Here is a 25029-nt window from a genome sequence, read left to right as displayed (position 1 = left end):
CGCTCGCGTTAACTCTCATCTCACCGGAGACCTCTGTGAACCGCTCGACCCGGCTCGCGGCGGCCGCGCTCGCGACCTCCGCCGCCCTGTTGTTGACCGCCTGCGGCGGCTCGGACGACAACAAGGACGGCAAGGACGACAAGAAGAGCGCCGGGGCGGACACGCGATCGAGCGGCAGCCCGTCGGGCTCCGCGACTCCCTCCGACACCGCAGCGGGCCGCCCCAAGATCACTCTGCCCAAGCACTTCCACGCCGACTTCCAGGGGTGGACCAACTCCGACCCCAAGCAGCAGGCGATCATGAATGACGGCAGGCAGGAGCTGCTGGCCGAGTACGCCGCGATCATCGAGGGAAACCCGGGCTCCAAGGCGGTCGCCTACTACACCCGTGAGCCCGCCGGACAGTCCGCCCGTAAATGGATCAAGGGCTTCGTCGACGACGACCTGGTTCTGACCGGCAGCACCACCGTGTCGAAGCCGCAGGTGAGCATCGCCGATGACGGCAGCGGCGTCCTGTTCTACTGCGTCGACGAGAGCAAGGGCTCCACCAGGAACACCAGGACCGGCGAGGTCGTGCGCACGCCCCAGGACGCCAAGGCGCGCGTCCAGTACCGCAACCGGCTCGCCAAGACGTCACAGGGCGTGTGGCAGACGCGCTATTCGGAAACCGAGCGGGGAGGCTGCTGAACACGTCGCAGCGACCGTCGACAGCCCCGGTCATCGACGACCCCCGTCGTCGATGACCCCTGTCGTCGATGACCGCCCCCCCCCAAGCGCCCGATCAGCTCGACCAAGCGGCGCGCAGCGCCTTCTTGTCCACCTTGCCGACCTTCGTCGTCGGCAGCTGGTCCAGCAGGATCGTCTTCCGGGGCGTGTACAGGTCTCCCAGCTCGGCGGTGACCGCCGCGCCCACCGCGGCCGGGTCGACGTCCGCGCCCTCGGCGGTGGCCAGGAAGATCTGTACGGCCTCCCCGAACTCCTCGTCCGGCATGCCGAGTGCCGCCGCGTTGCGCACGCCGGGCAGCGTGAGCAGGAAGTCCTCCAGGACGCGTGAGTAGACGTTGTCGCTGGTGCTGCCGGTGACGATGATGTCCTTGGCCCGGTCGACGAGATAGAGGTAGCCCTCGGCGTCGAGGTAGCCCACGTCACCGGTGCGCAGCCAGCCGTCCTGCAGCGCCTCCGCGGTGCGCTCCGGGTCCTCGTAGTAGCCGAGCATCACCGTCTCGCCGCGTACGCACACCTCGCCGACCTGCCTGGCGGGCAGTGCCACCGTGCTGTCCTCGCCGCGGATCTCGATCTCGGTGTCGGTTATCGCGCGACCGCAGCTGCGCCAGAGCTCCGGCCGCCGGGCCCCCTCCGACGCGAGGTCGTCCGCGCCGAACGCGGCGATGCCGAGCGCCTCCGACTGGCCGTAGCCCTGGCTGAGCACGGGCCCGAGGACATCGACCGTCTGCTGCAGCCGACTGGGCGACGAGGCCGCGCCGCCCACGACGACACGCCTCAGCTCGGGGAGAGCGCCGGGCACGCACTCGGGGTGGTCGAGAAGCGCGTACAGCATGGGCGGTACGAACATGGTGGCGGTGATCCGCTCCTCGCGCAGCACCGTCAGCGCCGCGCCCGCCTCAAACTCGGGCAGTACGACGAGGGGTGCTCCGGCCACCAAGGCCTGGATCGAGACGAGGTGGCCGCTGCCGTGGGTGAGCAGTGTGGAGACGAGCACCCGGTCCGCGCCCGGGGCCATCGCCGGGAAGAGCCCGCGGTTGGGGTCCAGCGGGTCGTCGTCCACCAGGCCCACCAGCGCGTCGTAGAGCCGGTGGCTGTGCGCGGCGAGCTTGGGGCGGCCCAGGGTGCCGCCGGTGTAGAGGACGGTGACGGCCTCGTCCGCTGCCGGGGCGCGGATGCCTTCGGGGCGTACCGTCGGGCACTCGGCCTCCAGGGCCAGCAGGTCGGCGCACTGCTCCGCGCAGGGCCCGAGGCTGAGCAGCACGGGGGCGTGGACGCTGCGGCCTGCCGCGTCGGCGGCCCGCTCCGCGAAGAGCGGGTCGGTGACCACGGCACGCGCCTTCGACTGCTCGACCAGCGCGGCGAGTTCGCCGGGCCCCGGCTCCGGTGGCAGGAACACCACGCGACAGCCGATGAGGTGGACCGCGAGCTGCACCAGCACGGAGTCCACGCGGTTGGCCAGGAACAGTCCGACTCCGTCGCCGGGTTCGAGCCCTTGCCGACGCAGTGCCTGCCCCAGACCGAACAGCCGTTGCCGAGCCTCTCCCCGGGTCAGTCGCTGCGCACCCTGGACGAGCGCCTCGGCGTCCTCGTCCTTGTGCCACTGCTCCAGGATGCGGTCCACGTACGTCCGCGGCTCGGATGTTTGCTGCGCATTAACGATCATGGACACATGCAAACACGGGACTCGGCGGCCGCGGCTGCGCAGGGGGCGCCTTCGGCCATTACCGGGTGGCGCACTATGACCCGCTTTGTGTCGGTCATCAGCTCTCGATGCTCTATGTGCGCAGTCTGAGGTGACCCGGGAGGCAAGGAATGCTGCCCCTCCGGACCTCGCCGACCCACACCCGAGAGCGTGAGATGCCTTGCATTCCGTCGCGTACAGACATGTGTCCCTGCGTATGAAAGGTTCTAGCCGCAGGTCAGGCCGCTGGGCTCGCCACGCGCCCGAGCCTTCGCGTGTGCACTTTGAGCTGTGCTTTCGCGGGTGCGCCGCGAGCTCTTCCTGCATTCGTGCACTCTGACCTGTTCGATGCGCCGCCCCGGCGTTCCGCGGATACGAGGGGGCAAGTCGATCGCGCGAACGGGGCCGCCGCCCAGGGCGATTCACGTCGCGGTCACCTCACCCCCCTTGCGTCGGATGGTGCCCATGTAGTGCGCTGATCCGCATGGGGAAGAGAAGCATTGCCACGATGACCGCCGCCCTTGTCGCGGGGTCCCTTTTGACGGGCGTACCGAGTGCGGGTGCGCAAGGCGCCGACCGTGGCGCCGACAACGCGTCGCCGCCCGGGTCGGCTCGTCTGCCCGGGGTCGACCTCGACACCGTGACCATTCCGCAGTTACAGGCACGCATGGCCAAGGGGTCGCTGACCTCCGAGGCGCTGACCCGGACCTACCTCCGGCGGATCGAGAAGGTGGACCCCAAGATCCACGCGGTCCTTCGCACCAGTCCGACGGCCCTGCGCGAGGCGGGCGCCAGTGATGCCAGGCACCGGAACGGAAAGACCCTCGGGCCATTGGACGGCATTCCCGTCCTGCTCAAGGACAACGTGAACACCCGCGACATGCCGACGACGGGCGGGTCGCTCGCGCTCGCCGGGAGCCCGCCCGACACCGACGCCGTACTGGTGACTCGCCTGCGCAGGGCGGGGGCGGTGATCCTCGGCAAGACCAACCTGTCCGAGTGGGCCAACTTCCGTTCGGCGAAGCCCACTTCGGGGTGGTCGGCGGTGGGCGGGCAGACCAACAACCCCTATGTCCTCGACCGGAATCCGTGCGGATCGTCGTCCGGGTCCGCGGCCGCGCTGGCCGCGTCGCTGGCGCAGGTGGCGGTCGGCACCGAGACGGACGGCTCCATCGTGTGCCCGGCCGGGATGAACGGCGTCGTCGGCCACAAGCCCAGCCTCGGCCTGGTCAGCCAGTCGGGCGTGGTTCCGATCTCCGCCGAGCAGGACACCGCCGGGCCCATGGCCCGCAATGTGACCGACACCGCGCTGACGCTGTCCGTGCTGAGCGAGGGCGACGGCGGCAAGGGCTTGCCCGACGCGGGCGACCACGGTTCCGGGCTGCGCGGCAAGCGGATCGGCCTGTGGCGGCTGCCCTCACTGGGAACCGACGTGGACGCGCTGATGACGCGCACGGCCGCGAAGCTCCGCAAGGCCGGAGCCGAGGTCGTCGAAGTGACTCCCCCGTACCAGGCGCGGCTCGCCGAGCTCGAATTCCCGGCGCTGCTCAGCGAGTTCCACCGGGACATCGACGCGTACCTCGCGACGCGCAAGGGTCCGCGAAACCTCGCCGAACTGATCGAGTTCAACCGCACCCACCCCGAGGAGCAGAGCTGCTTCGCCGGTCAGGAGCTCTTCGAGCAGGCGCTCGCCGCGCCGCCCACCACTGACCCCAAGTACCGTGCGATGCGGGCCGAGTTGAAGGACCTGTCTCAGCGTTCCCTGGACGAGACGATGGCCACCCACCACCTGGATGCCATCGCCGCGCCGACGAACCCGCCCGCCTGGACGACGGACTGCGCACGCGGCGACAACGACGTCATCCCCTCCTCCACCCCTGCGGCGGTCGCCGGATACCCCTCCCTCTCGGTTCCCGCAGGTTCCGTGGGTGAACTGCCCGTCGGCCTGCTGCTGATGGCCGGTAACCACGAGGACGCCCAGTTGCTGTCCCTGGGGGCCTCGGTGGAGCAGCGCCTGAAGGCCTGGCGGGCCCCGCGCTATCTGCCGACGACGGGGTGACGACGGGGTCCGGCACGACACGGTGAGCGCGGGGCGTTGATCTGGTGGGCGGGTGGTGCCGGTGACGGCGTGCGGGTGGGGCCGGTGGCGGCTTGCCGGTGGGGTCGGTACCGGCTTGCCAGTGGGGCGGACGAACCGGCACCCCCGCCTCCCGTCTCCTCCCGCATCTCCCCACCTACAGCACCCCCAAGTCACGGGCGCGCAGGGCCGCTTGAGTGCGGTCCCGCAGCCCGAGGCGTCCCAAGATGCGGGAGACGCAGCTTCTTCCTTGCCCTGTCCCCCGCGTTCTCGCTACCGCTGCTCGCCGCACTGCACAGGCGTCAGGCCGCGGTCACCGGCCGCTTCGGGGAAACGGCCTACGTCACGAACCTGGGGCGCCACCCTGGCCTGGCTCGCGGTCGCACTGTGGCATTCCAGCAACTGTGGCAAACCAGCACAGGGCCCTAGCATCGGCCCATGAGGAACCCTGGGGCGGACGCCTACTTACTCGTCTGGATGTACGAGCGCGGCCGACGGGGGCAGGGTGATCCGGTGAGCCCGAACGACTTCCCGGAGGAATGGAGACGCAGCTCCCGCTTCAGATTCCGCAGCGACCTGAACGAGCTGGTCCGCCGGGACCAGCTGAAACGGGTCTTCGCCTTCGGTAAGGGCCACTTGTACTGCCTCACACACGCAGGCGAGCTGGAGGCGCAGCGTCTCCTGCACCTGCGCCGCGATACCGACGGGCGTCAGCAGCACGCCCGCAACGGCCTGGTGGCCACGGCCTCTCAGGCGTCATACAGCCCCACGGTCGTCCTGGAAGCGTTTCTCGCGCTGCCCCAGTCGTTCACGTACGGCTCCCCTCTCACCCTCGACGAAGTGCGTGCAGCGGCGGTCTACTTGTCGGAACAGGGTCTCGCCACCCTCCATGAAGGGGATGCACAGCATCCGCTCCAAGCCCTCCTGACGCTGACTCAGGTGGGTATCCAGTGCGCCGGCAGTTCACTCTCCGTGAAGGACTTCCTCATGCAGAACGGCCACCACCCGACGTACACCACGAACATCCACGGCGGCACGGCCCAGGTCGGCTCCGGCAACACGCAGAACAACACGTTCGGCTTCGATCCCTCCCAGTTCGCGGACTTCGCCCGCCAGGTCCTCGCGGCAGCGCCCCGGGTCGGCACCACCGATGAGCTCCGGGACCAGATCATCCGCGACGCCTCCTCGCTCGAAGCGGAGAGCACCAGCCCGGCCGCTGAACCGAGCCGGGTGCGGCGGCTCCTGGAAGGGCTGACGGAGACCTTGGGGCGGCACGCGACCGACAGCCTCGCGCAGTACCTCTACGACAGCGGCCGCAACCTCCTGCCCTGACCGCCCCGGCGTCAGCCGCGACCGCCCGGGCACAGCGACGCGCATCCCACCCCACTGATGAACTTGTCGATTATCGATATGGTCCTCTACTCTGAGGCATATCGATAATCGATGGGAAGGGATGCAGTGAACACGCGACTTACGAGGACCCTGGCGTCAGTTACCTTCTGGCTGGCGTTGCTCTGCGGGCTCGCCTTCGCCGGCAAGGCGGTCACACACATGCTCGACGACGGGACGATCTGCGTGGAGACGGGCTTCTGGCGCAACGCCTCGCTGGCGCCGGGAGAGCCCCTGCCGATCAGCAAGGGCGTGGACGCCTCCAGCAACGCAGTGCGCCTCTGCCAGGACAGCCCGTCCGTGGGACAGCGTGCCGCCGAACTCGGAGACGGACTGCCCTGGCTGCTGTTCGGCGCCCTCGCCCTGCTGCTCTTCTCACGGCTGCTCGACGCCGTCCTGCTGCAGGGACCGTTCACCGACGCGGTGTCGCGACGGCTCACCGCCCTCGGCTGGTTCGTCACCGTGGGCACACCGCTCGCCGGTCTCGTCGTCGGCTGGTCGCACTCCTGGCTCGTCTCGAGCATGGCGCCGATCGTGGGTTCGGGGCCGACGGTCTCCGGGCCGCAGGCGCTCATCCTCGCCGGTCTCGCCGCGGTGATCATGGGGAAGATCATGCGTGAGGGCGTACGCATGCGAGAGGATCTCGAAGGGACCATCTGATGCCCGAAGAGGAACTTCACTCGATCCGGATCCACCTCGACCGGCTCCTGGCCGAGCGCGGCATGACGCTCACCGAGCTGTCGGAGAAGGTGGGGATCACCGTCGTCAATCTGTCCGTGCTCAAGAACGGGCGGGCCAAGGCCATCCGCTTCTCGACCCTGTCACGGATCTGCGAGGTCCTCGGGTGCCAGCCGGGGGACCTGATCACACACGACGGCGAAGAGCGGGCCTGACCAGGGGATGTCCAACGACGACGGCGACGGGCTCGTCGGCGGCCAGGAGGACACGAGCACCGGCCGGGGACGGGGCGGGCGGGGCGGGCCGGGTCGCCTGCCGACGGTTCCACAGCTCGTTCGTCAGGAAGTGCAGGACGTTGACGGTGACGACGGCGGGCGCGACGATCGCCACCGTGCGCGGGAAGGCCGGCTGGAGGGACAGCGCGAGGACCACCGCCGTCACGCCGTTCTGCTGGCCCAGCGCCAAGGACACCCGGTCGGAGCGGTCCAGGTTCCGGGCGATGAACCATCCGACGACCATCTGCGCGCCGAAAGCCGCCGCCCCGAGGGCGATCCCGGGCCCGAACTCAACACCGTCGACGAGCAGCAGTCCCAGCGCGACCAGCGCCAGGTAGTACGCGGTGGCAAGGGCCGGGCCCAGCACCGGCAGCAGCAGGGGCGGCCGGTAGAACAGGCCGACGATCGCCACACCGAGCATCAGGCCGTACGCGGTGGCCACGGCCAGGACACCGCCGAGCACCAGCAGACAGCCGACGGCACGCAGCAGATCCGCTCCCCCGCCCTCCCACCCCTGCGCCTGCGGCCGCGGCCTCAGCAGGAACCAGCCGAGCGCGGCCACGGCGACCAGGACCACGTTCCCCAGCATGGTGAGGGCGTACGCGTCCGGGGTGACGGGCAGTGCGGAGGAGTCCGCCGCGCCGTTCAGCGCGCTCAGCGCCACCGGGGCCAGATAGGCCGTGAGCAGGACGGTGACCGGGTCGTCGAAGGACGACCAGACGGACAGCACGGTCTTGCCGCGCTCCGACATACGGCTGCGCGAGCGCAGGGCCGCCACCGAGAGCGGGTCGATCTGGGCGACCGCGATCGCCAGAATCAGATACGCCGGTTCCCGGACCGCGAGCCACAGCACCGGCACGATCAGTGCGGCCTTGGCGAGCACCCCGACGGTGACCGCGAGGAGCAGCGTGCGCAGATCACCGCGCGCCTCGGCGAGGTCGATGCCTGAGGTCGAGCCGTACAGTCCGACGGCGAGGAGCAGCGACACGATCAACGGGTAGGCCGCGGAGTCGGTCACGAGGTCGGTGCCCGTGACGGTCGAGAGCAGCCAGCCGAAGCCCAGGACGGCCAGCATGATCCATAAGTGGCACGCCGCTCTCAGCGTCCTTGCCATGACCCGCTCCCGTCCGGCCGACTGCCTACGGCGACGAGCATCCCAGCAGTGGAGCGCGCGCCGGGACCGAATGCCCGCGGTTCGTACCTGCGCTGTACCCGTGTGAGTGAATGGTCACCCGTCGGTCGCGGCGGAGACGAGGTGCACCAGTTGGTTCATCCGCCGGTCGGCCCGGGCCACTTGGCTCTGGTCGAGGGTGACGCCGAGCAGGAAGTGGTCCTCGGGCCGGTCGACATAGAACAGGGCGCCTTCCTCGACGTCAAGGACCACCCGTGAGAGTCGGCCGGGCATCACCGCACGCAAGGACTGATTGAGCCGCGCCACGACGTAGTGCAGACGCTCACCGAGCTCCGTGTAGCGGGTGCGCCGCTCGTCCCGGGTGAGGCCGCCGCCGAAGAAGCGGGACAGTTGCGGGTCGTTGAAGACGTCCGCGCTGAGCCGTCCGATGCCCGGAGCGACGTATCCGGCGTAGTGCAGCCCGTGCGGCGAGACCGCCTCGGCGCAGCGTTCGAGCAGCTCGGGTTCCGTCGTCCCCCAGTGCCCCTCCACGACGCGGTGGGGCTCCTTCCCGCTCGACCGCTCCACCACCGGCAGCGACGATTCCGATTCGAAGCCGCCCGGATTCATCAGGGGCAGGCCGATCTCGCGGCGGAACGCCCCCACCAGTTCGGCCATGGCGCGGTCGCCCGCGTCCACGGTGTCGGCACCCAGGGAGACCCCGGTGAGGCAGTCGTCCGTGCGGAAGTAGTAGTGGAAGACGGCGCCGTCGCCGACCTGGAGCACGCTGCGGATCAGCTTGCCGCTGTCGACCGAGCGCAGCACGTGGTCCATCCGGCCAAGGACGTAATGGAGTTGACGCCCGAGGCGCACGAACCGTTCGCGCCTGACCTCCTGTTCCTTGCCGCCGGGCCCGCCGAACCCACCGCCCTGGGCCTCGGGAAGCCGGTCCAGGATGTCCACCGAGTAGCCGAAGACGCCCCAGCGGTACTGGGCCACGTGATGGAGCCCGGTCTCGCTGAGCGCGTTCGCGCACAGGTCCACGAACGCGTCGCTGTCGTCCGTCACATGTGTGGCGCGGCGCACCTCCGGCGGCCGGTCGGGTGGCACGGTCCTGTCATCGCTCATCTCGCCCCCATGGCCCCGTCGTTGAGGACGTCCGGCCACAGCGCCAGCATCTGCTCGCACAGTGCCCGGACCAGCGGACTGCCGGGGCCCGGCAGTCGCCCCAGGGCGATCGTGGCCGCGCCGCCCCGGTCGTACGGCAGTCGCATCAGTGCGGGAGGGACCCCAGTGGGTTCGGCCGCCCCGGACCGCGCTCCGTTCGGGGCGTTGCACACCCAGCCGAGGACCTTCTCGCTCAGGCCACGCTCCGTCAGCCACGTCATGAAATCGGCGGTCTCCACATCGCTCGTCGGCTCCGACTGCCCGACCAGGATGATGTGCTGGACCCGTCGGCACACCTCAAGTGTGACCGGGGTACGGACAACACCGCAGTCGACGAACAGACAGCCCTGAAGCTCCATCAGCCGCTCGACCGCGGCACCGACGGTCTCCTGGAGCGTCCCGTTGGTCGGCAGGTGCTCTCCCGGCTTGTCCCCGGGGCCGAGGGGGAACACGGCCATGTCCTGGCGCCGCACGTCTCCGGTGTGCACGTGCCGCAGATAGCCGTGCACGGAGCGGTTGGCCAGATCGATGGGGTCCGTGGCGAACCCGAGGAGGCCGTCGACCCCGGCCTCGGAGGTGGCGTTCCAGTACCGGGTCAGGTCGGTCAGCCCGCCGCCGTCGGTGTCGGCGTCCATCAGGACCACGGTCTGCCCGACGCGGCCGACCGCGTCGTCGACGATCAGACCGGCCGCGGCCGTAAGCAGCGTCGCGCCGCAGCCGCGTGCCGTGGAGAGCACCGCCACCGCGTGCGGGACACCGATCGACCCCGTCCACGGATACGCCATCGGATCCTCCTTGCTCCGTGCTGTTCGCTCAGATCTTCGGTACGTCCAGTTCGATGCTGATCCGGTGGTCCGGACTCGCGTGGTCCCCGGCGTCGCCCCGCAGCCCCAGATGCGCGGCCACGGTCAGCGTGAGGGGGTGGTCGGGGCCGAACTTCTCCAACAAGCCCTGGTGCGTGACCTCGTCGAGCTGCCGTGCCGCCCGTGAATCGCCCGCGAAGACGAGCATGTTGGCGTGGCAGAGAGACGCGGTCAGGATCAGCGGATGATGCGGGTCCACGTAGAGGGTCTCCTTGAGGCCGCGCAGGCCCCGCTCGCTGAGTTCGGCGGCGGTCTCGTCCTCCATGTCGCGCAGCACCAGGGCGAGGTTCACCTCACAGATCCGGGTGAAGAGATGGTCCTCCCCCCACTCACGGAACGCCGCGAGGTGCTCCTCGGCCAGCGCCCTCGCTCCTTGGGGCCCGTCGATCCGGCCCAGGAACCGCAGGTCCGCGGCGAGTCCGACGCCCGAGACGAGGGCTTCGGGGTGCCGGGGGCCGCCGTACACCACGAAGGCGTCCCTCGCCCGTGCGTTCAGCATGCGGGCGGAGTCCGCCTTCGCCTTCCGCGTCTGCAGGGACAGCCCCGGGGACAGCGTGGCGATGTGCCGCAGGGTCGAGGCCAGCGAACAGGCCGCAAGGAGCGTCGTCATATGGGCCCGGCCGAGCCCGTCGCTGCTCTGGGTGTGCCGGTAGATCTCCTGCAGCCGGGTCAGCGAGTCGTCGTAACGGCCGATCTCGCGCAGCCTGCTGGCCACATGCACGGAGCTGAGCAGGGTCAGCTCATGCTGCTCGCCGAGCACCCGCACCCGCCGCTCGTGCACCTCCTGGTGCTGCTCCAGGGAGTCGTTCGGCAGGCCGACCATGTCCAGCGAGAGCCCGAGGTTACTGCCCGCCATGAGGGTGAAGTGGTTCTCCGGGCCGTACTTGGAGCGCAGGATGTCCCGGGTGGACTGGTCCTCGGCGAGCGCGTCCTGCGGGCGTCCCAGGGCCCGCAGCTCTCCGCCGCGCCCGAGCGCGCTGCGCAACGCGAACTCGCCGTCCAGATCCTGCAGCCTGCGCAGCTCCCCCAGCGCCGCGCCGTTGACCCGGTTGGCCTCGGGGTACCGTCCGGCGTCGGTGTGGATGTTGGCCAGTTCCACCCGCAGGCGCAGCAGCAGGAGCTGGCGCTCGTCGTCGGTGGCCGCCCCGGCGGTCCACTCCTGCTCCAGCCGCTGGGCCAGGGTGAACGCGGCTTCCAGGCACTGGGTGCGGCGCCGGTAGCGCACCTGGTTGACCAGCCAGCGGCGCACCTCCGGGCTGTCGTCCCGCATCGCTCCCGAGGACTCGACATGGAGGTCCAGCTCCGCGTAGCGCGGGTACATGTCCTGGTCGTCGACCCGGTCGTCCGGGGGCGCGTACGCGGCAAGGACGCGGCGGACCCCGGCGGCGATCTCCGCCGCCTCCGTCGGCTCCAGCTCCCTGAGCTGCGCCGCGAGGATCATCCGGGACGCCGTCAGCTGCCTGCCGTCCTGACCGCGGCGCGCCTGGGACCTGCTGAGCAGTCCGCGGGCCGCATAGCCGAGCTGTCGCCGCCCCTCCACGCCCGCGGGCAGCCCGAGGAACTCCAGGGAGGCCTGCGACTCCAGCAGGTCCCAGCCCGCGCCTTCCGGCGACAGGGCCGTCAGCATCCTCAGGAGATCGAGCGAAGCCGGGCGCTCCTTGCCGAGGTCCTCGACGACGCTCTGCCACACCGCCGAGGGGAGCTCGAGACCCAGGGCCTGCCGGTTGCCGACCTCTTGCACGAACTCCGCCACCGCGGCCTCCGGCGGGCGCGCGGTGCTCTGCAGGTACGCGGCCATCTGGTCGAGGAGTTGCGGCAGGGTCTCCCCCAACTCCACGAGCTGTTCGGCGAGTTCACGGGTCAACTGGGGCGCCTTGCGCCGCAGGTACCGCACGGCTTCCTCGACGGAGGGCGGCTCGATGCAGATGGGGTGGGCCAGCGTGCCCCAGTCCGGGTTCTCGGACGTGATCAGTACGTGCACCTGGTTGCTGGAGAAGAGCAGGCTCTCGATCTCATCGGGGTGCCTGGCGTCCTCGTAGACGAGAAGCAGCCGCTCGGGTCCGCCGCGCCTGCCCTCCAGGAGCTCGCGGAGCGCGTCCACGGCCCGGGGCGACGCGCGCCGGGAGGCCCCCACTTCCTCGCTCAGCAGCACCAGTTCGCGCACGACGCTCTCGGAGCTGTCGGCGGGCATCCACCACACGATGTCGTAGTCGGCACGGAACCGGTTCAGATACTCCAGGGCGTAGGTCCGCTTGCCCACCCCCGGCGGGCCGTACAGCACGACCGGCTTCCTCGCCGCCTGGCCGGGAGGCAGCGCGTTCCGCACCTCCTGCAGACAGTCCTCCCTGCCGAGGAACTCGCCCTGGCGCAGCGGTGGGACGTGCGAGATCCGGGGGTGCCTGCCGGGGAAGCGCGGCCCGTGGGCGGACCGGTCCGCCCACGGGACACCGCGGCGGTCCCCCGGGAGGAAGTGCGACAGGAGGGCGTTGCGCGCCGGTTCCTCCTCCAGCGTGTACAGCCGGGGTCCTGGCCGGTCCCGGAACGGCGGGTGCACCTCGACGTCCTCGAGCCACGCCACGTCGACCTTCGGCTGGCCGACGAGCCCGTCCGGATTCAGGTGTGCCGTCAGACCGGCGAGGCGGGGGGAGCCGACCATGACGGAGGACATCAGGACCAGGTACGTGACCGTCGTGTCGCCCCGGGCGGCCCGCTCGCCGGATCCGCGGTCGAACTCGCACATCACGCCGTTCGCGAAGAGCTCGGCACGGATCCAGTCCGCCCACCGGCGCTCCTGCGGCTCAAACACGAGTCGTACGACACGGGCGGCCGCCGGTACCCCGGCGAACACCTCGGCGTAGGTCTCGCGGACGTGGGCCGCGACGGAGGCGAAGCGCAGTTCGGCGTCGCCGCTGATCTCCTGGCCGAGTCGCTCGTAGGCCTGCTTCTGGAGCGAGGGTTCGTAGTTCTGCAGCGCGAAGGGGATGAGGACTTCCTCGTACGCGATGTTCGGCAGGTGGGCCACCTCGACCTCGCGCCAGTACTGCTCCTCGCTGGTGAGCAGGATCGGGCTGGCCGCGCCCGCGAACTGGTCCCTGGCGCGGGACAGGCGGCGCTCGGCCTGCTCCGGATGGGAGCGGTCCACGCGCATCGGGACCGGCAGGACCCTGATCCGGCCACCGGACTGCTCCCGCACCTGGCGGGCGACGGCGGCGGATCCCTCGATGGACTGGTTGCTGAAGTTGAAGCCGACGACGACCACGTCGGGCAGGAGCAGCGTGCAGAGGCTCGCGTTGTCCGAGTGACCGGTGCGGCTGTCGATGAGCACGTAGTCGTAGTCATCGGCGCGCAGGCTCTCCCGCAGCGCCTCCGCGAAGAGCCGTCCGCTCTGCTCCAGGTAGAACCGGGCCCAGTCGAAGGTCGCGACGCGTCGGCCGTAGAGGCCGTCCTGGCAGCCGGGGCCGAGGAAGTCGATCCTGCCCGCGGGGCTCGTGAAGCGGTAGGCGAGCGAGTCGGTGTGGATGCCCACCTGCGTGTGCCGTTCGAGGAGCTCCGCCAGTCTGGCCTCCTTCTCGGCATCGGGGACGTCCTCGGCCGCCAGCGCCTCGACGGCGCGGCCGTAGTCCTGGACCATCTCCACCACACCGGTGGATTCGGCCAGTTCGGGGTCCCGGAGGAAGGGGCGCAGATACCGGTGCAGCCCGGGTGATTCCAGGTCCCAGTCGATGACGAGGACGCGGTGACCGGCGTCGGCCAGCAGCCAGGCGACGTTGGCCAGCGCCATGGTGCGGCCGACTCCGCCCTTGTACGAGTAGAAGGTGACGACGGTCGCCTGGTTTCCACCACGTACGGAACCGGACGGCTCGGCACTGCTCATCGATGTCGCTCCAGCGTGGGTGCGTCAGCTGTGAGGCCCCCGGAGGATGGGCCGCTCGTCGCTCTCCGGAGTGGAGAACCACGAACGGTGAGGGGCTGCCTCCCACCATGCTTCGGCAGGGCGGGACGGTGGTGCGGCGTGCGTTGGCGCCCACGGTACCCGCACCGGCGCGAACTGCCTATCTAGGAATTTCCTGGCCGAGAGCGGAATTCTCGGCATTCCAGAAACACCTGAGGAAACAGTGAAGTACAGGTCTTCGGGCGTCATGACGGGAGGCGAGTGACGTGCGCCGGTGAGGATTCGTTCGACCACCGCCCGCAGCACCTTCAGATAGCCGCCGCGGGCGTGCGGAGCCCTTACGAGTCCCCCGAGGCCGGACCTCGTGTAGTCGCCGACCGGCACGGCCAGGGTGTCGGGTTCCCGGCGCGACGGCAGCCCCTGGGTGTTCCACGGCACCAGCACCAGGGCGGTCGACCGCTCCCCGGTCTGGTGCTGCCCCCACAGCAGCCGCCGTCGGAACACCTCCAGATCGCGCAGGGTGCGCGGCTCCTTGTAGTAGCGCTCGGTGAGCAGGACGAGCAGCGTGCGGCAGCGCATCGCGGGCGTCCAGTCGGGGCCTTCCGCGCCCACGGGGTCGCGGCAGGGCTCCGCCAGCAGGCCCGCGTGGCCGGGGCCGGGGCCCAGGCGGCGGTGCATCTCGGCCTGGACGTCGTGGTGGAACGACCGCAGCCAGGGGTCCGAAGGCACCGGCAGGGCGTGGCTTATGTAGTAGTAGGGAGCGTCTGGACTGCGGTGCGCGGTCATGCGCTCCACCCCTCTCGGTCAGGGCGCGTCCGCAACGCGCTGACTCCGTGCGTCAGCCGCTCCCGTACGTGGTCGATGAGGAACCGGAGGTCGGCGCAGAAGCACGACGGATTGTCGAAGCCGTTGTCCGGGCGGTGGCGGTGGGCGCGCAGACCGCCACCGCAGATGTCGACGACCGGGCAGGACCGGCACTGCGCGCAGAGCCCGTTCAGCCCGGCTCGCTCGGCGGCGAATCCCGGGTCGGCGGCCGCACGGTCGAAGTCATGGGCCCCGATGTGGAGTACGGACCGGGCGGCCCGCGCACTCACCGTCTTGAGGATGTCGTTGTACTCGATGAGTCCGGACGGCTGGATCACCACGACGTCCGAGCCGTAGGGGCCCCACATCTCGCTGGTGCTCGTGCCGCCCAGATGCAGGTCGAGCAGCGAGTCGAACAGCCGCAGTGAGGTCTCCCGCCGAGGGGCGTCGAACCAGCGGTCGAACACGGCGGCCAGCCAGCGGCCGTACGGCGCGTCGTCCGCGTCCGGGGGCCGGGGCGGCGGGAACTGCCAGGTGGCGTGCGGCAGCAGCAGGTCGACGGTGGGCGGCTCGTGTTCGAGCAGCGCCTCGTACGTCTCGACGGGGTCGGCCTCGATGTCCACGACGCACAACAGGCCGCCGTACAGGGCCCGGTAGCGCGGCATGCGCAGCAGGGACAGCGCGCGGGCCACTTCGGTGTACGTGCCCCGGCCGCCCCGGTCGGGGCGCCGTCGGTCGTGCGAACGGGCGGTGCCGTCGAGGCTGACGCCGACCGTGACGCCGTAGCGCCGGAAGATCTCCAGGAAGGCCCGGTCGAGCCGGGAGGCGTTCGTCTGGACGAGCAGTTCGACCTGGGTGGCGAGGTCCTTGCAGTCGGCGCGCAGGCTGCGGGCGAAGCGCTCCAGAATCGCGGTCCCGGCCAGCAGGGGTTCGCCGCCGTGCAGGACGACTTGGGCCCGCTCCGGGCGGTGGCGGCGCAGGTGTTCGGTGATTCTGCCGGACAGCCGTCTCATCACCGCGGGGCCCATGACCAGGGGCTGATCGGTCCAGCCGCGGTCGCGATGCTCGTAGATGTAGCAGTCGGGGCACCCGAAGTTGCAGCGGCTGTAGAGCTTTACGACGAACTGCGTGAACGTCGCCGCGGGTTCGTCGGGTGGTGATGCGGCGCGGGGTGCGGTCTCACACCGCACTTTCCCACCTCGGCCGCACGGGTCCTGCGGCTCGGCCGGCGTTGCGCAGCAGGGCCTCGACGAGCGCGCTGCGTGGGAGTCGGCTCAGGGCGAGGGAGTCGGGTGGGCCGTGGGGCGAGTGGTCCGCGGACAACTCGACTCCATGTGCCGTGTGCTGTGCCGCGTCACGTCCCATAACGCAGGCTCCCCCCGACTGCTTCGGCTCCGCGACGCGCGGAGGCCGACCAACATGCCACGGTCGAACAGATGTGGTGCCGAGGGGGATCGTGCGGCTCCTGCTACAGTCCGGGGCTCGTGCATCCTCGGACCGGTCGTCCCCCCGCTCGTGAATGCGTCGGTGCGCTCACCGAGCGCTCCCACCAGATGCCTGTGAGTATATCGACCGGGGCCAAGTAAGCCTATCCTCTGGGGTATTGAGGGAGTATGAACCGGCCTCGGAGGAGCCGCCGCTGACCGACCGGCCATCCGTTCTCACCGAGTCTGCGCGAATGTCCATCACGCCGGACCGTTGGCGGAAGTTTGTGAGGGGCGCGTGGATCCAGCCGCTTTCTTCTATACGAGTTGTGTACGTGCTGATGGCTGGCCTGCGCTGACGCGTTTCCACACCCACCTGGAGTACCAGCTGCGGATCCAGGAGGGGTTCGGCGTCAGCGGCGTACTCGGTGCGACGACGGAGCCCGAGTCGGCCCGCGAGGGCGGCGTGACCAGGGCCGGAGTCATGATCGCGCTGTACTCCCCCAGGTACTTCGCCGACCGCGGTGCGGGGCTCGAATGGGCGGTCTTCGACGCCCGGATGAGACACCACGAGGACATCCGGGGCGTCCCGGCGCGTGGCTGTCTCGTCCCGCTGTGCTGGAAGCCGGTGGCCGACGGCCAGGCGCCGGAGGACGTACGCACATCGGTGGAGGGCCCCGGAGCCTTCGACTGGCTGCGGCAGTACGGACTGGAGTCCCTGGCGGCCTCACCGCGTGCGGAGGACAAAGTACGGTACTACGCGCTGCTCGAACAATTGGCCAAAACCATTGCCGAGGCGGGGCGTACGGAGCTGGAACGACTGGACCTGGCCGACGCCCGGGAGTTGGCTCCGGCGTTCGGCAGCGCGAGCGCGGCGCAGGCCGGGCAGTCGGCCGACGCCGGCGGGGAGAGCTGGTCGCGGCGGCGCGAGATCCTGGACACCGAGCCACTGCAGCGCGAGCCGGGCTCGGTCGCCATCAGTTACGTCGGCGCCGACCAGCCCTGGGCCGACTGGATGTCGGAGGTGCTGGGTCAGCGGGGGCACGACGTGCGGTTGCGCCGCTGGCGGGCCAGCCGCGAGAGCCTCCAGGACGCGGTCGCCCAGGCGCGGGCCGCGGCCGAGCGCATGCTCGTCATCTTCTCCCGCAACTACTTCGCCGCCGGGAACACCGACCCCACCGAATGGGCGGACACGTTCGTCGGCTCCCCCGGCCGACCGTCCCAGGCCGTCCTGGTGCAGATCGACGCGGCCCCCCGGCCCCTGCTCGTCCGTGACGCGAACGTCGTCGTACTGGCCGGGGCAGACCCGGCGGAGGCCGAGCACTTGATCGAACAAGTACTGCCCGAGACCCCGCAGCAGTCGGCGGACCGTGGGAGCGGCCGGTGAGTCCGTCACGTCGCCCGCCCCGGCAGCTGCCGCAGATGAACAACCTCCCGCCGCTGCCGGCACCGTTCGTCGGCAGGGACGAGGAGATCGCGGACGCCCACCGGCTCCTCATGGACCACCGCGCCGTGCTCGTGCACGACCCGGAGGACCGTCGGTACGGGTACGGGACATCGCAGCTGGCCATCTCCTACGGCCATCTCTACACGCAGCACTACGAACTGATGTGGGTGTTCGACTGCGGCAGGGACCCGGATCCCGACCGGCTCGCGGACCGCGTCGCGAACGAGACGGAACGGCTGCGCGCGGCGTTCCAGCAGGACCTGGGGCGGCCGCTGGAGGGCCCCACGGCCGCCGACTGGCTCTATATCTTCGACAATGCGGAGGACCCGGACGGCCTCCTTCAGCACTTCCCTGAGGGCAACGCGCGCATCCTGGTGACGTCGCGCAGGACCGGTGCGTGGGAGCCGAACGCCCGGGTGCGCGTGGGCCCGTTGGCCGAGCCTGACGCGGTCCGGCTCCTCATGGAGAACATGGGTCTCGACCAGCGGCAGGCCGCACGGCTCGTGGAGACCTTCGACGGGCATCCGCATCAGATCGTGCGCGCCGGCGAGGCCGTCCTCGCGGGCAGGGTCACCGTGGAGCAGGTCGCCACCGTGACGGAGATAGCCCGCATGGCGCCCCCGCCGCCCGAGCGCCAGACGCCGTCGCCCGCGCTCCCCGCGCAGCACCGGGCCGACGTGCCCGACAGGGCGCGCACGAGTCTGCGGTCCAGCCTGCTGCGTTCGACGGTGTGCCGGGACTCCGGCAGTTACCGGCGCTGGATGGCGGACCTGCGGTCGCGGCCGACCACGACCGTGCTGCCCGAAGCTGCGACCGTGGACCTGTCCATGGCGGAGCGCGTCGACCTGCTGCTCGACACCGTGTTCGAGCAGGAGGATCCCGAATTCGTGCGGGCGCTGGCCGACACGGTGGCGGCGGCGACCGATGCGGCAGGCACCGGCCGTCAGATGGCCGACAGCGTACGAGGGATCGCCGAGGAGTTGGCCAGGCGTTGGCAGGGGGACCGGCAGGCGTCGCCGACGGAGCCTGCCGAGGCGCCTTCCTGCTTCTTCTTCACCAGCTGGCACAACAGGGACGTCGACCTCGACGAGGCGCTCAAGTTCCACAACCTGCTCGAGCGGCGGGTGACCGCCAAGCTCGGGGGGCGGGTGACGAAGTCCGGCTTCTTCGACAAGATGATGCAGCACGGGGCGACGTGGGAGCCCAAGCTGATCGAGGCGATCCGCACCACGCGGCTGATGGTCCCCCTGATCACTGAGGGGTACTTCCAGCGGGAGTGGTGCAGGCGCGAGTGGGCCGTCATGGTGCAGCGCATGGCGAACCTCAACGCCGTCCCTGGCCAGGAGCCCATCGCCATCCTGCCCGTGTTCTGGGTCAGGCCCCTCGGGGACTGGGAGATGCCCGCCGACTTCGGGCCGTACCAGCACTCCGTGCACTCGGGAGGCAGGCCGGAGTACGACGGGGACGTCTACGACCTGGTGGCGGACAACAAGGAGGCCGAGCTCAACAACTACGTGTCCACGCTCGCCCAGTCCATGGTCGCCGAGTACAAGACACACCTGCCCCACCTCGACAGGGATCTGGTGAAGAGGCTCCCGCTGGCATTCCGCGACGTCAACGACGGCGCCGTCTGAGGGACACCCCGCCCCTCGCGCCTATCGTTCGCACCATGAGTGCCGAACAACACGATCCCGACTGCGTCTTCTGCGGGGTCGACGCAGGGACCCGACCGGCCCGTATCGTCGCCGGGACCGCGGAAACCCTGACCTTCCTGCCCCTCAATCCGGTCCACCCCGGGCACGTCCTCGTCATCCCCCGGCGTCATGTCGCGGACATCTGGGAACTGGACGAGGCGACGGCGGCGGCCGTCGGGACGGCGGTGCTCAGGGCCGCCCACGCGGTCCGGGCGGTCCACCGCCCCGAGGGACTGAACGTCATCCAGTCGTCCGGCGCGGTCGCCACCCAGTCCGTGTTCCACCTCCACGTCCACGTCGTGCCGCGCTACACGGGCGACAGGATGCCGCAGCTGTGGCCCGAGGCGGCCGAGCCGGACGCGGATCTCCTCGACGACTCGGTGCGGCGCCTGCGTACGGCGCTGGAGTCACAGCACGAAGAACAGCAATAGCGCTCACAGCACGAAGAGCAGTGCGAACGCCTGGGCCAGGACGAGGCCTCCGTAGAAGCCGGACAGGGTGAAGGAGGCGGCGGCTTTCAGTACGCCCGCCTTCTCCCTGCCCGGTGTCACGTCCATGGCGAACGGTTCGATCGCGTTCGCGGAAGTGGCGCGGCGCACCCGGTCGTAGAGGCGCCTGAACAGCCGCTCCTGGTAAAGGAAGTAGCCGTCCAGGGCCCAGAAGGCGAGCACCGGTACGAACCCCACCACCGCGATCGCGCTCTTGTCGTTCCCGACGGCGTAGGCGAGCAGGGCGCCCGTGACCGTCAGCGACCACCCCTTTATCAGGAAGGAGTTGTTGCCCATCCGGGTCACGATCGTCTGGATCAGCTCCAGATGCCGCATCCGGCCCTCGTCCAGCCCCGCCGACATGTGTCCCCCCGTGACAACTGGCCTTCTGGGGATCTTAGTCAGTGCTTCCGGTCGGGCCAACGGCGTTCGTGCCACTTCACGCCGGTTCCCGCAGGTTCACGCCAGCGGTTCGTGGTTCACCCAGACGACCTTGTACGGGTGCCGCGCCTGCCAGTGCTCGATGACCTCGTGCAAGTCGGGTGTGGCGGACGCCTTCGCCAGCGCATCGGTGTCGGCCACGGCGACCTGCACGACCGCGGTCGCGACGAGCGCCGCAATGGCTTCCTCGCCGGGGAGGGGGATGTGGTGCCGGACGGCGACCGACTGCACCGCGTCGGAGTCGAGCATGACCCGTTCGATGTCTTTCAGGTATTGGTCGAGCTCTCCGGCGGGCAGGGTCTTGTCGAAGGAGACGATCATCGTGTGGTGAATCATGTCGCAATTCTTGAAGGAGACCGCCCTTCGCGTCCAAGACCCGTTCGGCATCCGGCGATAACCTGGAGGCATGGTCGAACTGGAGACACGCGAGCTCGAATACTTCATCGCACTCGCCGACGAGCTGCACTTCGGCCGGGCCGCCGTCCGGCTGTCGATCGCCCAGCCCGCGCTCTCGAAGGCGATCCGGCGGATGGAGACCCGGCTCGGTGTGCCGCTGTTCGTCCGCTCCAGTCGGCACGTCGAGCTCACCCCCGCCGGGGAGGCGTTGCGGGAACACGGGCGGCATGCGCTCAACGCCGTCGGCGCCGCCGTCCGGCACGCGAGGCGCGCCGGAGACACCCACGACCACCTGCGGCTGGTGCTCAAGCCGGGCGGCGACGCCGGGCTGCTGTCCGGGATCCTCGCCGAGTACGCCCGGCGGCCCGACGCCCGGCGGGTGGACATCCTGTTCAGCGGTCCGGCCGACCGCGCCGACTTCCTGCACGACGGCCGGGCCGACGTCGGCCTGCTCTACGCGCCGTTCGACGACCTCGAAGGACTGGCCCACGAGACGCTGCACGCCGAGGACCGCGTGGCGATCGTCCCGTCCGGGCACCGGCTGGCCGGGCACGCCTCCGTGCGCATGGCCGACCTGGCGGGTGAGACGCTGCCCCGTTGGAAAGGGGTGCCCGGGGGCGACGGCTCCGGTCCCGAGGTCGCGGACGTGACCCAGATGCTCCACATGATCACGGCGAGCCGGATGGTCGGGGTGCTGCCCCGCTCGCTGGTCGAACCGGTCCCGGAGGGCCTGGTCTGCGTACCGGTGACCGACGCGCCGCCCAGCCGCCTGGTGCTCGCCTGGAACGAGCAGGAACGGCGGCCGCTGGTCGCTTCGTTCGTGGCTGCGGCGCTGGAGTCGAAGCCCTCGGACTCCTGACGGAAATAATTCCCGGCGCCGTCGACGATCGTCCGGGATGCTGGTCGCCATGGATGAAGTCAAGGTCGTAGTCGCCCATTCCGAGCGCGCGACACTGCGCGTCGGCGACGTGTTTCTGAAGGTGGACGCCGATCAGGCACGCATCGACGTCGAGGTCGAGGCGATGGCCATGGCGCCGGTCCCGACCCCGGAGGTCCTGTGGCGCAAGCCGCCCGTGCTTGCGATCGCCGCGGTGCCAGGGGCGACGCTCGGCCGCCTCGGCGAGCCGTCGACCGCCTCCCCGACAGCCTGGGCCGCGGCGGGCGCCGCCCTCCGGAAGTTGCACGACGCGCCCGCGCCGTCCCGTCCCGGCAGGGCCGGACGGAGCCTCGACGAGTTGGCGGCGGAACTCGACGGCGAGTGCGAGTGGCTCGTGACGAGCGGCGCCCTCCCCGCCGACCTGGTCACCCGCAACCGCCAGGTCGCCGAGGCCGCACTCCGGCCCTGGACCCCGGCGTTCACACACGGCGACCTGCAGATCGCCCACGTCTTCGCCGACGGCGACGAGATCACGGGCATCATCGACTGGTCCGAAGCGGGACAGGGGGACGCCCTGTACGACCTCGCCACCTTCACCCTCGGACACGAGAATCACCTCGGCGACGTCATCGCAGGCTACGGCGCGGACGTCGACCTCGACGTGATCCACGCGTGGTGGTCCCTCCGAAGCCTGCTGGGAGTTCGCTGGCTGGTCGAGCACGGCTTCGACGCATTCGCGCCGGGCTGTGAGGTCGACGTGCTCAAATCCCGGATGTGAGGAGTCGGGGCCCACTGCCGGTGGCGAATGAGTGCCCCGTTCCGACTGGAGCGATAAATTCCAGGCAAAGACGCACCGGCCTCACCATGGAATTGTTCAAACCGTGTTGCATTCGCTCTTCTGTTGATCTGGGGGCGGTGGGAGGATCGGAATCCTTCGCCGTCCTGAAGATCGACCGACGGGAGCGATCATGGCAAGTACGGTTCCCATCACTGCGGATCTTCCGGTGTTTCCGCACCTTGATCTGCATCTCGTGCTTACCGGCAATCTCCCGCTCAAGATTCAGGTGTTCAGCCGCACTTTCACCGAGGCCGCACCCAAGCCGTTCGTGCTGACGGACCGGACCAACGGCAGCGTCTTCCATTTCTTTGCGCCGTATCACCCGACGGGGAGTCGGCTCACGAATCTTCCTTCGGTCAGCAATTCCGGAATCGTGACGGCCACGGAGCCCGGTGTCTATCTCTTCCAGATCACCGTCAGCGGCGGCTTCGGGGTGGTGGTGGGCAGGCTCCAGGTGCACGAGAAGATCGAGGACTGGTGGTTCGGAAACAAATCCATCACGACGACGAAGGACAGCAATTTCGCACATGCACAGCCTTCGCTGTACGCCCGCTTCAGTGAACACCCGGCGGCAGGCACCGACGCGGTCGGCGACATCACGGGCCACGATTACATCGATCTGACGTCGCCGAGTCCGAGCGTCGTGATCGCTCCGCGGGGAAGGCTGCGGGGCACGGCGGAGACGGCGGCTCCGGTGGCCGTCTCCGGCACGCTCAAGGGCACGGCCATCAGCAACACCCTGCCGGTGCGCGTGGTCGACCACGCGAAGCCGCGGACCACGCTCACCCGGGTCAGGGCCACGGACGTGGTGCACCACGAGGACCAGGTCAACATGGTCTTCGTCGCGGAGGGGTTCGAGGCCAAGGACGCCCAGCTGTTCGACAACATCATCCAGCGCACCGTGCGCGACATGTTCGAGAAGCCGCGGCACCAGCCGTACGGGCTGCTGAGCAAGAGCTTCAACGTCTTCACCGCGTTCGAGGCGTCCGAGCAGCAGCTCGTCACCTGCGGCCCCCGCGTCGTGGACAAGGCCGGACAGGCGGGACGCGACTTCATCGGCCGACGTATTCCCGAGTCGGATACGAGCGGATTTCCGGAGAACAGCTACAGCGTCCAGCAACTGGTCGAGCGCGTGGGCCTTCCCCCGCGTGGAGAGAGCCGGAATCCGCAGCAGTTGCGGGATCTCTGGAAGGGCCAGGGCCTGACCGACTTCGTCGAGGGCAAGGCGACCGACCTGGTGATCGCGACCTGGAAGGAGCACCAGGCGGAGGGATTCATCGAGGCGTCGGACACCTTCTACGGACTGTATCTGGGACGCCGCCGGGCCGACCGGGGCAGGTTCAACGGCCAGGGAGAGCCCGCGGTCCAGCCTCCCGCGAGCGATACGCCGAACGCGCCGAACCTGAAGCAATTCATCGACCGTGTCTATGAGTTCTACCGGGTCGACGGTCATCAGACACTGGAACTCGATCCCCGCAGGCACGCTCCCGAGGTGTACGCGAGCAGCAACGCGACGAACCCGGGAAACTTCATTCTCGGATATCTGGACGGGCTCCGTCTTTCCGAGCCGCCGAACCTTCCCATCGGGAAGAACTGGATTCCCGACGACACCAAATTCCGCAAGAGCCGTGGGATGGTGGCGATCATCGCGTACGACCCGCTCCTGGGCGGCACGGCCTTCAACCAGGGCACTCTGACGGCCTCAACGGTGGGGCGGCAGGGGAAAGTCGAGCTTTCCGCCGTGCCGGGGGCCAGGCCGGTGCGGACAAGGACCCCGCCGCCCGTCCTGCCGAATCATCCCCTGGGCGTCACCGACATCGACCACCTCGTCAACAAGGTGGCCCATGAGTTCGCCCACTCCTTCAATCTGGGGGACGAGTACGAGGACTTCGGGGGCGACCGGCAGGGGGACAACGACCCCACCCACGACCTGCTGTTCGACAATCTGGCGAAGCTCAGTTTCCTGCACCAGGGAGCGCCCCCGCAGGACCGCAAGCTCAACCCCGACAAGATCAAATGGTTCGGCGTGCCGCGGATGCGCGTGTCCGGGAAACTCCTGGTGCCCTCGGTGCCGCTGGTGTCCGACATCTTCGAAGTCACGGTCGGCACCGCCGACATCGCGAAATGGGTCCAGGCGTGGAAGGACAACGCCAAGGTGACCGTGCGCGACTTCTCGACGGGTGCCGACAACCGGCAGCTTCCGCTGAAGACGACACCCAGTGATGTGCTGACCAACCTGACCATCGCCACCAGGCCCGACGAGAAGCTCGGCACCCTCTTCCTGCAGACCGCGGGAGCCGTCCCGCAGCTCCCGGTCTTCAAGAAGGGCTCGGTGGTCTTCGTCCAGCGGACCGACCTCTCGGGGCTTCCGGTCTTCGTGGTGGACAAGGCAGTACGGGACTTCGTCGCCGACCCCTCCCCCGCGAACCAGCGCAGCCACGGCCCGCTGAACAGGAACCGGGACACCACGAAGCCGTTCGGGAAGCGGGAAGAGGAGACGGACCTGCCCATCGGCGTACCGGGCTTCGTGCCACCGAAGTTCGCGTACCAGATGGTGGGGATCTTTGAAGGCGGCAACCACTTCGCAGGCGGCTTCTACCGGGCGTCGGGCGAGTGCAAGATGCGCGGCCAGGACAAGGGCACGACCAACGACGCGGACCTCCGGGGCATGTTCTGCTTCCTCTGCAAGTGGCTGATCGTCAACCTCATCGATCCCGCCCAGCACGCCCCGCTCGACGCTCACCAGTACCCGAGGGCGTGAC

General features: G+C 69.7%; 20 protein-coding genes. 11 read left to right on the top strand and 9 right to left on the bottom strand.

Annotation, left to right across the window (positions count from 1 at the left end):
* Window positions 1-35 precede the first annotated feature (35 nt).
* Window positions 36-686, top strand: coding sequence for a hypothetical protein (locus ABZV77_RS13110; protein ID WP_356254694.1), 651 nt, complete (start codon window positions 36-38; stop codon window positions 684-686).
* 94 nt (window positions 687-780) lie between these two features.
* Here the strand turns inward: ABZV77_RS13110 and ABZV77_RS13105 are convergent, their stop codons facing one another.
* On the bottom strand, window positions 781-2388 hold the full coding sequence (locus tag ABZV77_RS13105) for an AMP-binding protein (protein ID WP_356254691.1): 1608 nt from the start codon (window positions 2386-2388) through the stop codon (window positions 781-783).
* A gap of 502 nt (window positions 2389-2890) precedes the next feature.
* Between ABZV77_RS13105 and ABZV77_RS13100 the strand changes: the two genes are divergently transcribed.
* The 4 genes from ABZV77_RS13100 to ABZV77_RS13085 all read left to right on the top strand — a co-directional run bounded on the left by ABZV77_RS13100 (window position 2891) and on the right by ABZV77_RS13085 (window position 6765).
* Window positions 2891-4465: an amidase family protein gene (locus ABZV77_RS13100; RefSeq protein WP_356254688.1), complete on the top strand. Its 1575-nt coding sequence runs from the start codon at window positions 2891-2893 to the stop codon at window positions 4463-4465.
* A 456-nt stretch (window positions 4466-4921) separates the two neighbouring features.
* Window positions 4922-5815: a hypothetical protein gene (locus tag ABZV77_RS13095; RefSeq protein ID WP_356254685.1), complete on the top strand. Its 894-nt coding sequence runs from the start codon at window positions 4922-4924 to the stop codon at window positions 5813-5815.
* Window positions 5816-5941: 126 nt separating this feature from the next.
* A complete protein-coding gene (locus tag ABZV77_RS13090) occupies window positions 5942-6532 on the top strand; it encodes a DUF2975 domain-containing protein (protein ID WP_356254682.1) in 591 nt (196 codons plus the stop codon).
* Window positions 6532-6765, top strand: coding sequence for a helix-turn-helix transcriptional regulator (locus tag ABZV77_RS13085; RefSeq protein ID WP_356254679.1), 234 nt, complete (start codon window positions 6532-6534; stop codon window positions 6763-6765). Before ABZV77_RS13090 ends, ABZV77_RS13085 begins: the two co-directional genes overlap by 1 nt.
* Here the strand turns inward: ABZV77_RS13085 and ABZV77_RS13080 are convergent.
* The 6 genes from ABZV77_RS13080 to ABZV77_RS13055 all read right to left on the bottom strand — a co-directional run bounded on the left by ABZV77_RS13080 (window position 6737) and on the right by ABZV77_RS13055 (window position 15852).
* Window positions 6737-7939, bottom strand: coding sequence for a hypothetical protein (locus ABZV77_RS13080; protein ID WP_356254677.1), 1203 nt, complete (start codon window positions 7937-7939; stop codon window positions 6737-6739). The two genes, ABZV77_RS13085 and ABZV77_RS13080, sit on opposite strands and share 29 nt — an antisense overlap.
* A gap of 114 nt (window positions 7940-8053) precedes the next feature.
* Window positions 8054-9064 (bottom strand): hypothetical protein, encoded by a 1011-nt coding sequence (locus ABZV77_RS13075; RefSeq protein ID WP_356254674.1) that lies wholly within the window; start codon window positions 9062-9064, stop codon window positions 8054-8056.
* The gene (locus ABZV77_RS13070) at window positions 9061-9888 is read right to left on the bottom strand and encodes a hypothetical protein (protein ID WP_356254672.1); all 828 of its coding nucleotides are present in this window, start codon (window positions 9886-9888) and stop codon (window positions 9061-9063) included. The genes ABZV77_RS13075 and ABZV77_RS13070 overlap by 4 nt, the downstream gene beginning before the upstream one ends.
* Window positions 9889-9916: 28 nt before the next feature.
* A complete protein-coding gene (gene fxsT, locus ABZV77_RS13065; protein ID WP_356254669.1) occupies window positions 9917-13840 on the bottom strand; it encodes an FxSxx-COOH system tetratricopeptide repeat protein in 3924 nt (1307 codons plus the stop codon).
* A 24-nt stretch (window positions 13841-13864) separates the two neighbouring features.
* Complete coding sequence (locus ABZV77_RS13060; protein ID WP_356254666.1) at window positions 13865-14644, bottom strand: hypothetical protein; 780 nt, start codon at window positions 14642-14644, stop codon at window positions 13865-13867.
* On the bottom strand, window positions 14641-15852 hold the full coding sequence (locus ABZV77_RS13055; RefSeq protein ID WP_356254663.1) for an FxsB family cyclophane-forming radical SAM/SPASM peptide maturase: 1212 nt from the start codon (window positions 15850-15852) through the stop codon (window positions 14641-14643). Before ABZV77_RS13055 ends, ABZV77_RS13060 begins: the two co-directional genes overlap by 4 nt.
* A 532-nt stretch (window positions 15853-16384) precedes the next feature.
* On the opposite strand from ABZV77_RS13055, the gene ABZV77_RS13050 reads away from it, so the two are divergent.
* From ABZV77_RS13050 to ABZV77_RS13040, 3 genes are read left to right on the top strand one after another with little or no spacing between them, the layout of a single operon-like run.
* The gene (locus ABZV77_RS13050) at window positions 16385-17473 is read left to right on the top strand and encodes a TIR domain-containing protein (protein ID WP_356254660.1); all 1089 of its coding nucleotides are present in this window, start codon (window positions 16385-16387) and stop codon (window positions 17471-17473) included.
* The gene (locus ABZV77_RS13045) at window positions 17470-19167 is read left to right on the top strand and encodes a hypothetical protein (RefSeq protein WP_356254657.1); all 1698 of its coding nucleotides are present in this window, start codon (window positions 17470-17472) and stop codon (window positions 19165-19167) included. The genes ABZV77_RS13050 and ABZV77_RS13045 overlap by 4 nt, the downstream gene beginning before the upstream one ends.
* 35 nt (window positions 19168-19202) lie before the next feature.
* Window positions 19203-19658: an HIT domain-containing protein gene (locus ABZV77_RS13040; protein WP_356254654.1), complete on the top strand. Its 456-nt coding sequence runs from the start codon at window positions 19203-19205 to the stop codon at window positions 19656-19658.
* 3 nt (window positions 19659-19661) lie between these two features.
* Here ABZV77_RS13040 and ABZV77_RS13035 read toward each other — a convergent pair whose 3' ends face one another.
* Window positions 19662-20078 (bottom strand): hypothetical protein, encoded by a 417-nt coding sequence (locus tag ABZV77_RS13035; RefSeq protein ID WP_356254651.1) that lies wholly within the window; start codon window positions 20076-20078, stop codon window positions 19662-19664.
* A gap of 96 nt (window positions 20079-20174) precedes the next feature.
* Window positions 20175-20492 carry a hypothetical protein gene (locus ABZV77_RS13030; RefSeq protein ID WP_356254648.1) on the bottom strand — a complete coding sequence of 106 codons (318 nt, stop codon included), beginning with the start codon at window positions 20490-20492 and terminating at the stop codon, window positions 20175-20177.
* 70 nt (window positions 20493-20562) lie between these two features.
* On the opposite strand from ABZV77_RS13030, the gene ABZV77_RS13025 reads away from it, so the two are divergent.
* The 3 genes from ABZV77_RS13025 to ABZV77_RS13015 all read left to right on the top strand — a co-directional run bounded on the left by ABZV77_RS13025 (window position 20563) and on the right by ABZV77_RS13015 (window position 25028).
* Window positions 20563-21411, top strand: a complete 849-nt coding sequence (locus tag ABZV77_RS13025) for a LysR family transcriptional regulator (protein WP_356254645.1) — start codon at window positions 20563-20565, stop codon at window positions 21409-21411.
* A 49-nt stretch (window positions 21412-21460) separates the two neighbouring features.
* A complete protein-coding gene (locus ABZV77_RS13020; RefSeq protein ID WP_356254642.1) occupies window positions 21461-22207 on the top strand; it encodes a phosphotransferase in 747 nt (248 codons plus the stop codon).
* A 433-nt stretch (window positions 22208-22640) separates the two neighbouring features.
* Window positions 22641-25028 (top strand): hypothetical protein, encoded by a 2388-nt coding sequence (locus ABZV77_RS13015; protein WP_356254639.1) that lies wholly within the window; start codon window positions 22641-22643, stop codon window positions 25026-25028.
* Window position 25029 lies beyond the last annotated feature (1 nt).

Origin of the sequence: Streptomyces sp. NPDC004732, from assembly GCF_040609235.1 — a bacterium.
Taxonomy (GTDB): Bacteria; Actinomycetota; Actinomycetes; order Streptomycetales; family Streptomycetaceae; genus Streptomyces.
This window is presented reverse-complemented; position numbering and strand designations above follow the sequence as displayed.

Excerpts from the sequence above, each read along its gene's own strand:
- ABZV77_RS13105 (WP_356254691.1), bottom strand. The coding sequence starts at position 2,388 with ATGATCGTTAATGCGCAGCAAACATCCGAGCCGCGGACGTACGTGGAC.
- ABZV77_RS13100 (WP_356254688.1), top strand. The coding sequence starts at position 2,891 with ATGGGGAAGAGAAGCATTGCCACGATGACCGCCGCCCTTGTCGCGGGG.
- ABZV77_RS13095 (WP_356254685.1), top strand. The coding sequence starts at position 4,922 with ATGAGGAACCCTGGGGCGGACGCCTACTTACTCGTCTGGATGTACGAG.
- ABZV77_RS13085 (WP_356254679.1), top strand. The coding sequence starts at position 6,532 with ATGCCCGAAGAGGAACTTCACTCGATCCGGATCCACCTCGACCGGCTC.
- ABZV77_RS13080 (WP_356254677.1), bottom strand. The coding sequence starts at position 7,939 with ATGGCAAGGACGCTGAGAGCGGCGTGCCACTTATGGATCATGCTGGCC.
- ABZV77_RS13075 (WP_356254674.1), bottom strand. The coding sequence starts at position 9,064 with ATGAGCGATGACAGGACCGTGCCACCCGACCGGCCGCCGGAGGTGCGC.
- ABZV77_RS13070 (WP_356254672.1), bottom strand. The coding sequence starts at position 9,888 with ATGGCGTATCCGTGGACGGGGTCGATCGGTGTCCCGCACGCGGTGGCG.
- fxsT (WP_356254669.1), bottom strand. The coding sequence starts at position 13,840 with ATGAGCAGTGCCGAGCCGTCCGGTTCCGTACGTGGTGGAAACCAGGCG.
- ABZV77_RS13060 (WP_356254666.1), bottom strand. The coding sequence starts at position 14,644 with ATGACCGCGCACCGCAGTCCAGACGCTCCCTACTACTACATAAGCCAC.
- ABZV77_RS13040 (WP_356254654.1), top strand. The coding sequence starts at position 19,203 with ATGAGTGCCGAACAACACGATCCCGACTGCGTCTTCTGCGGGGTCGAC.
- ABZV77_RS13035 (WP_356254651.1), bottom strand. The coding sequence starts at position 20,078 with ATGTCGGCGGGGCTGGACGAGGGCCGGATGCGGCATCTGGAGCTGATC.
- ABZV77_RS13030 (WP_356254648.1), bottom strand. The coding sequence starts at position 20,492 with ATGATTCACCACACGATGATCGTCTCCTTCGACAAGACCCTGCCCGCC.
- ABZV77_RS13025 (WP_356254645.1), top strand. The coding sequence starts at position 20,563 with ATGGTCGAACTGGAGACACGCGAGCTCGAATACTTCATCGCACTCGCC.
- ABZV77_RS13020 (WP_356254642.1), top strand. The coding sequence starts at position 21,461 with ATGGATGAAGTCAAGGTCGTAGTCGCCCATTCCGAGCGCGCGACACTG.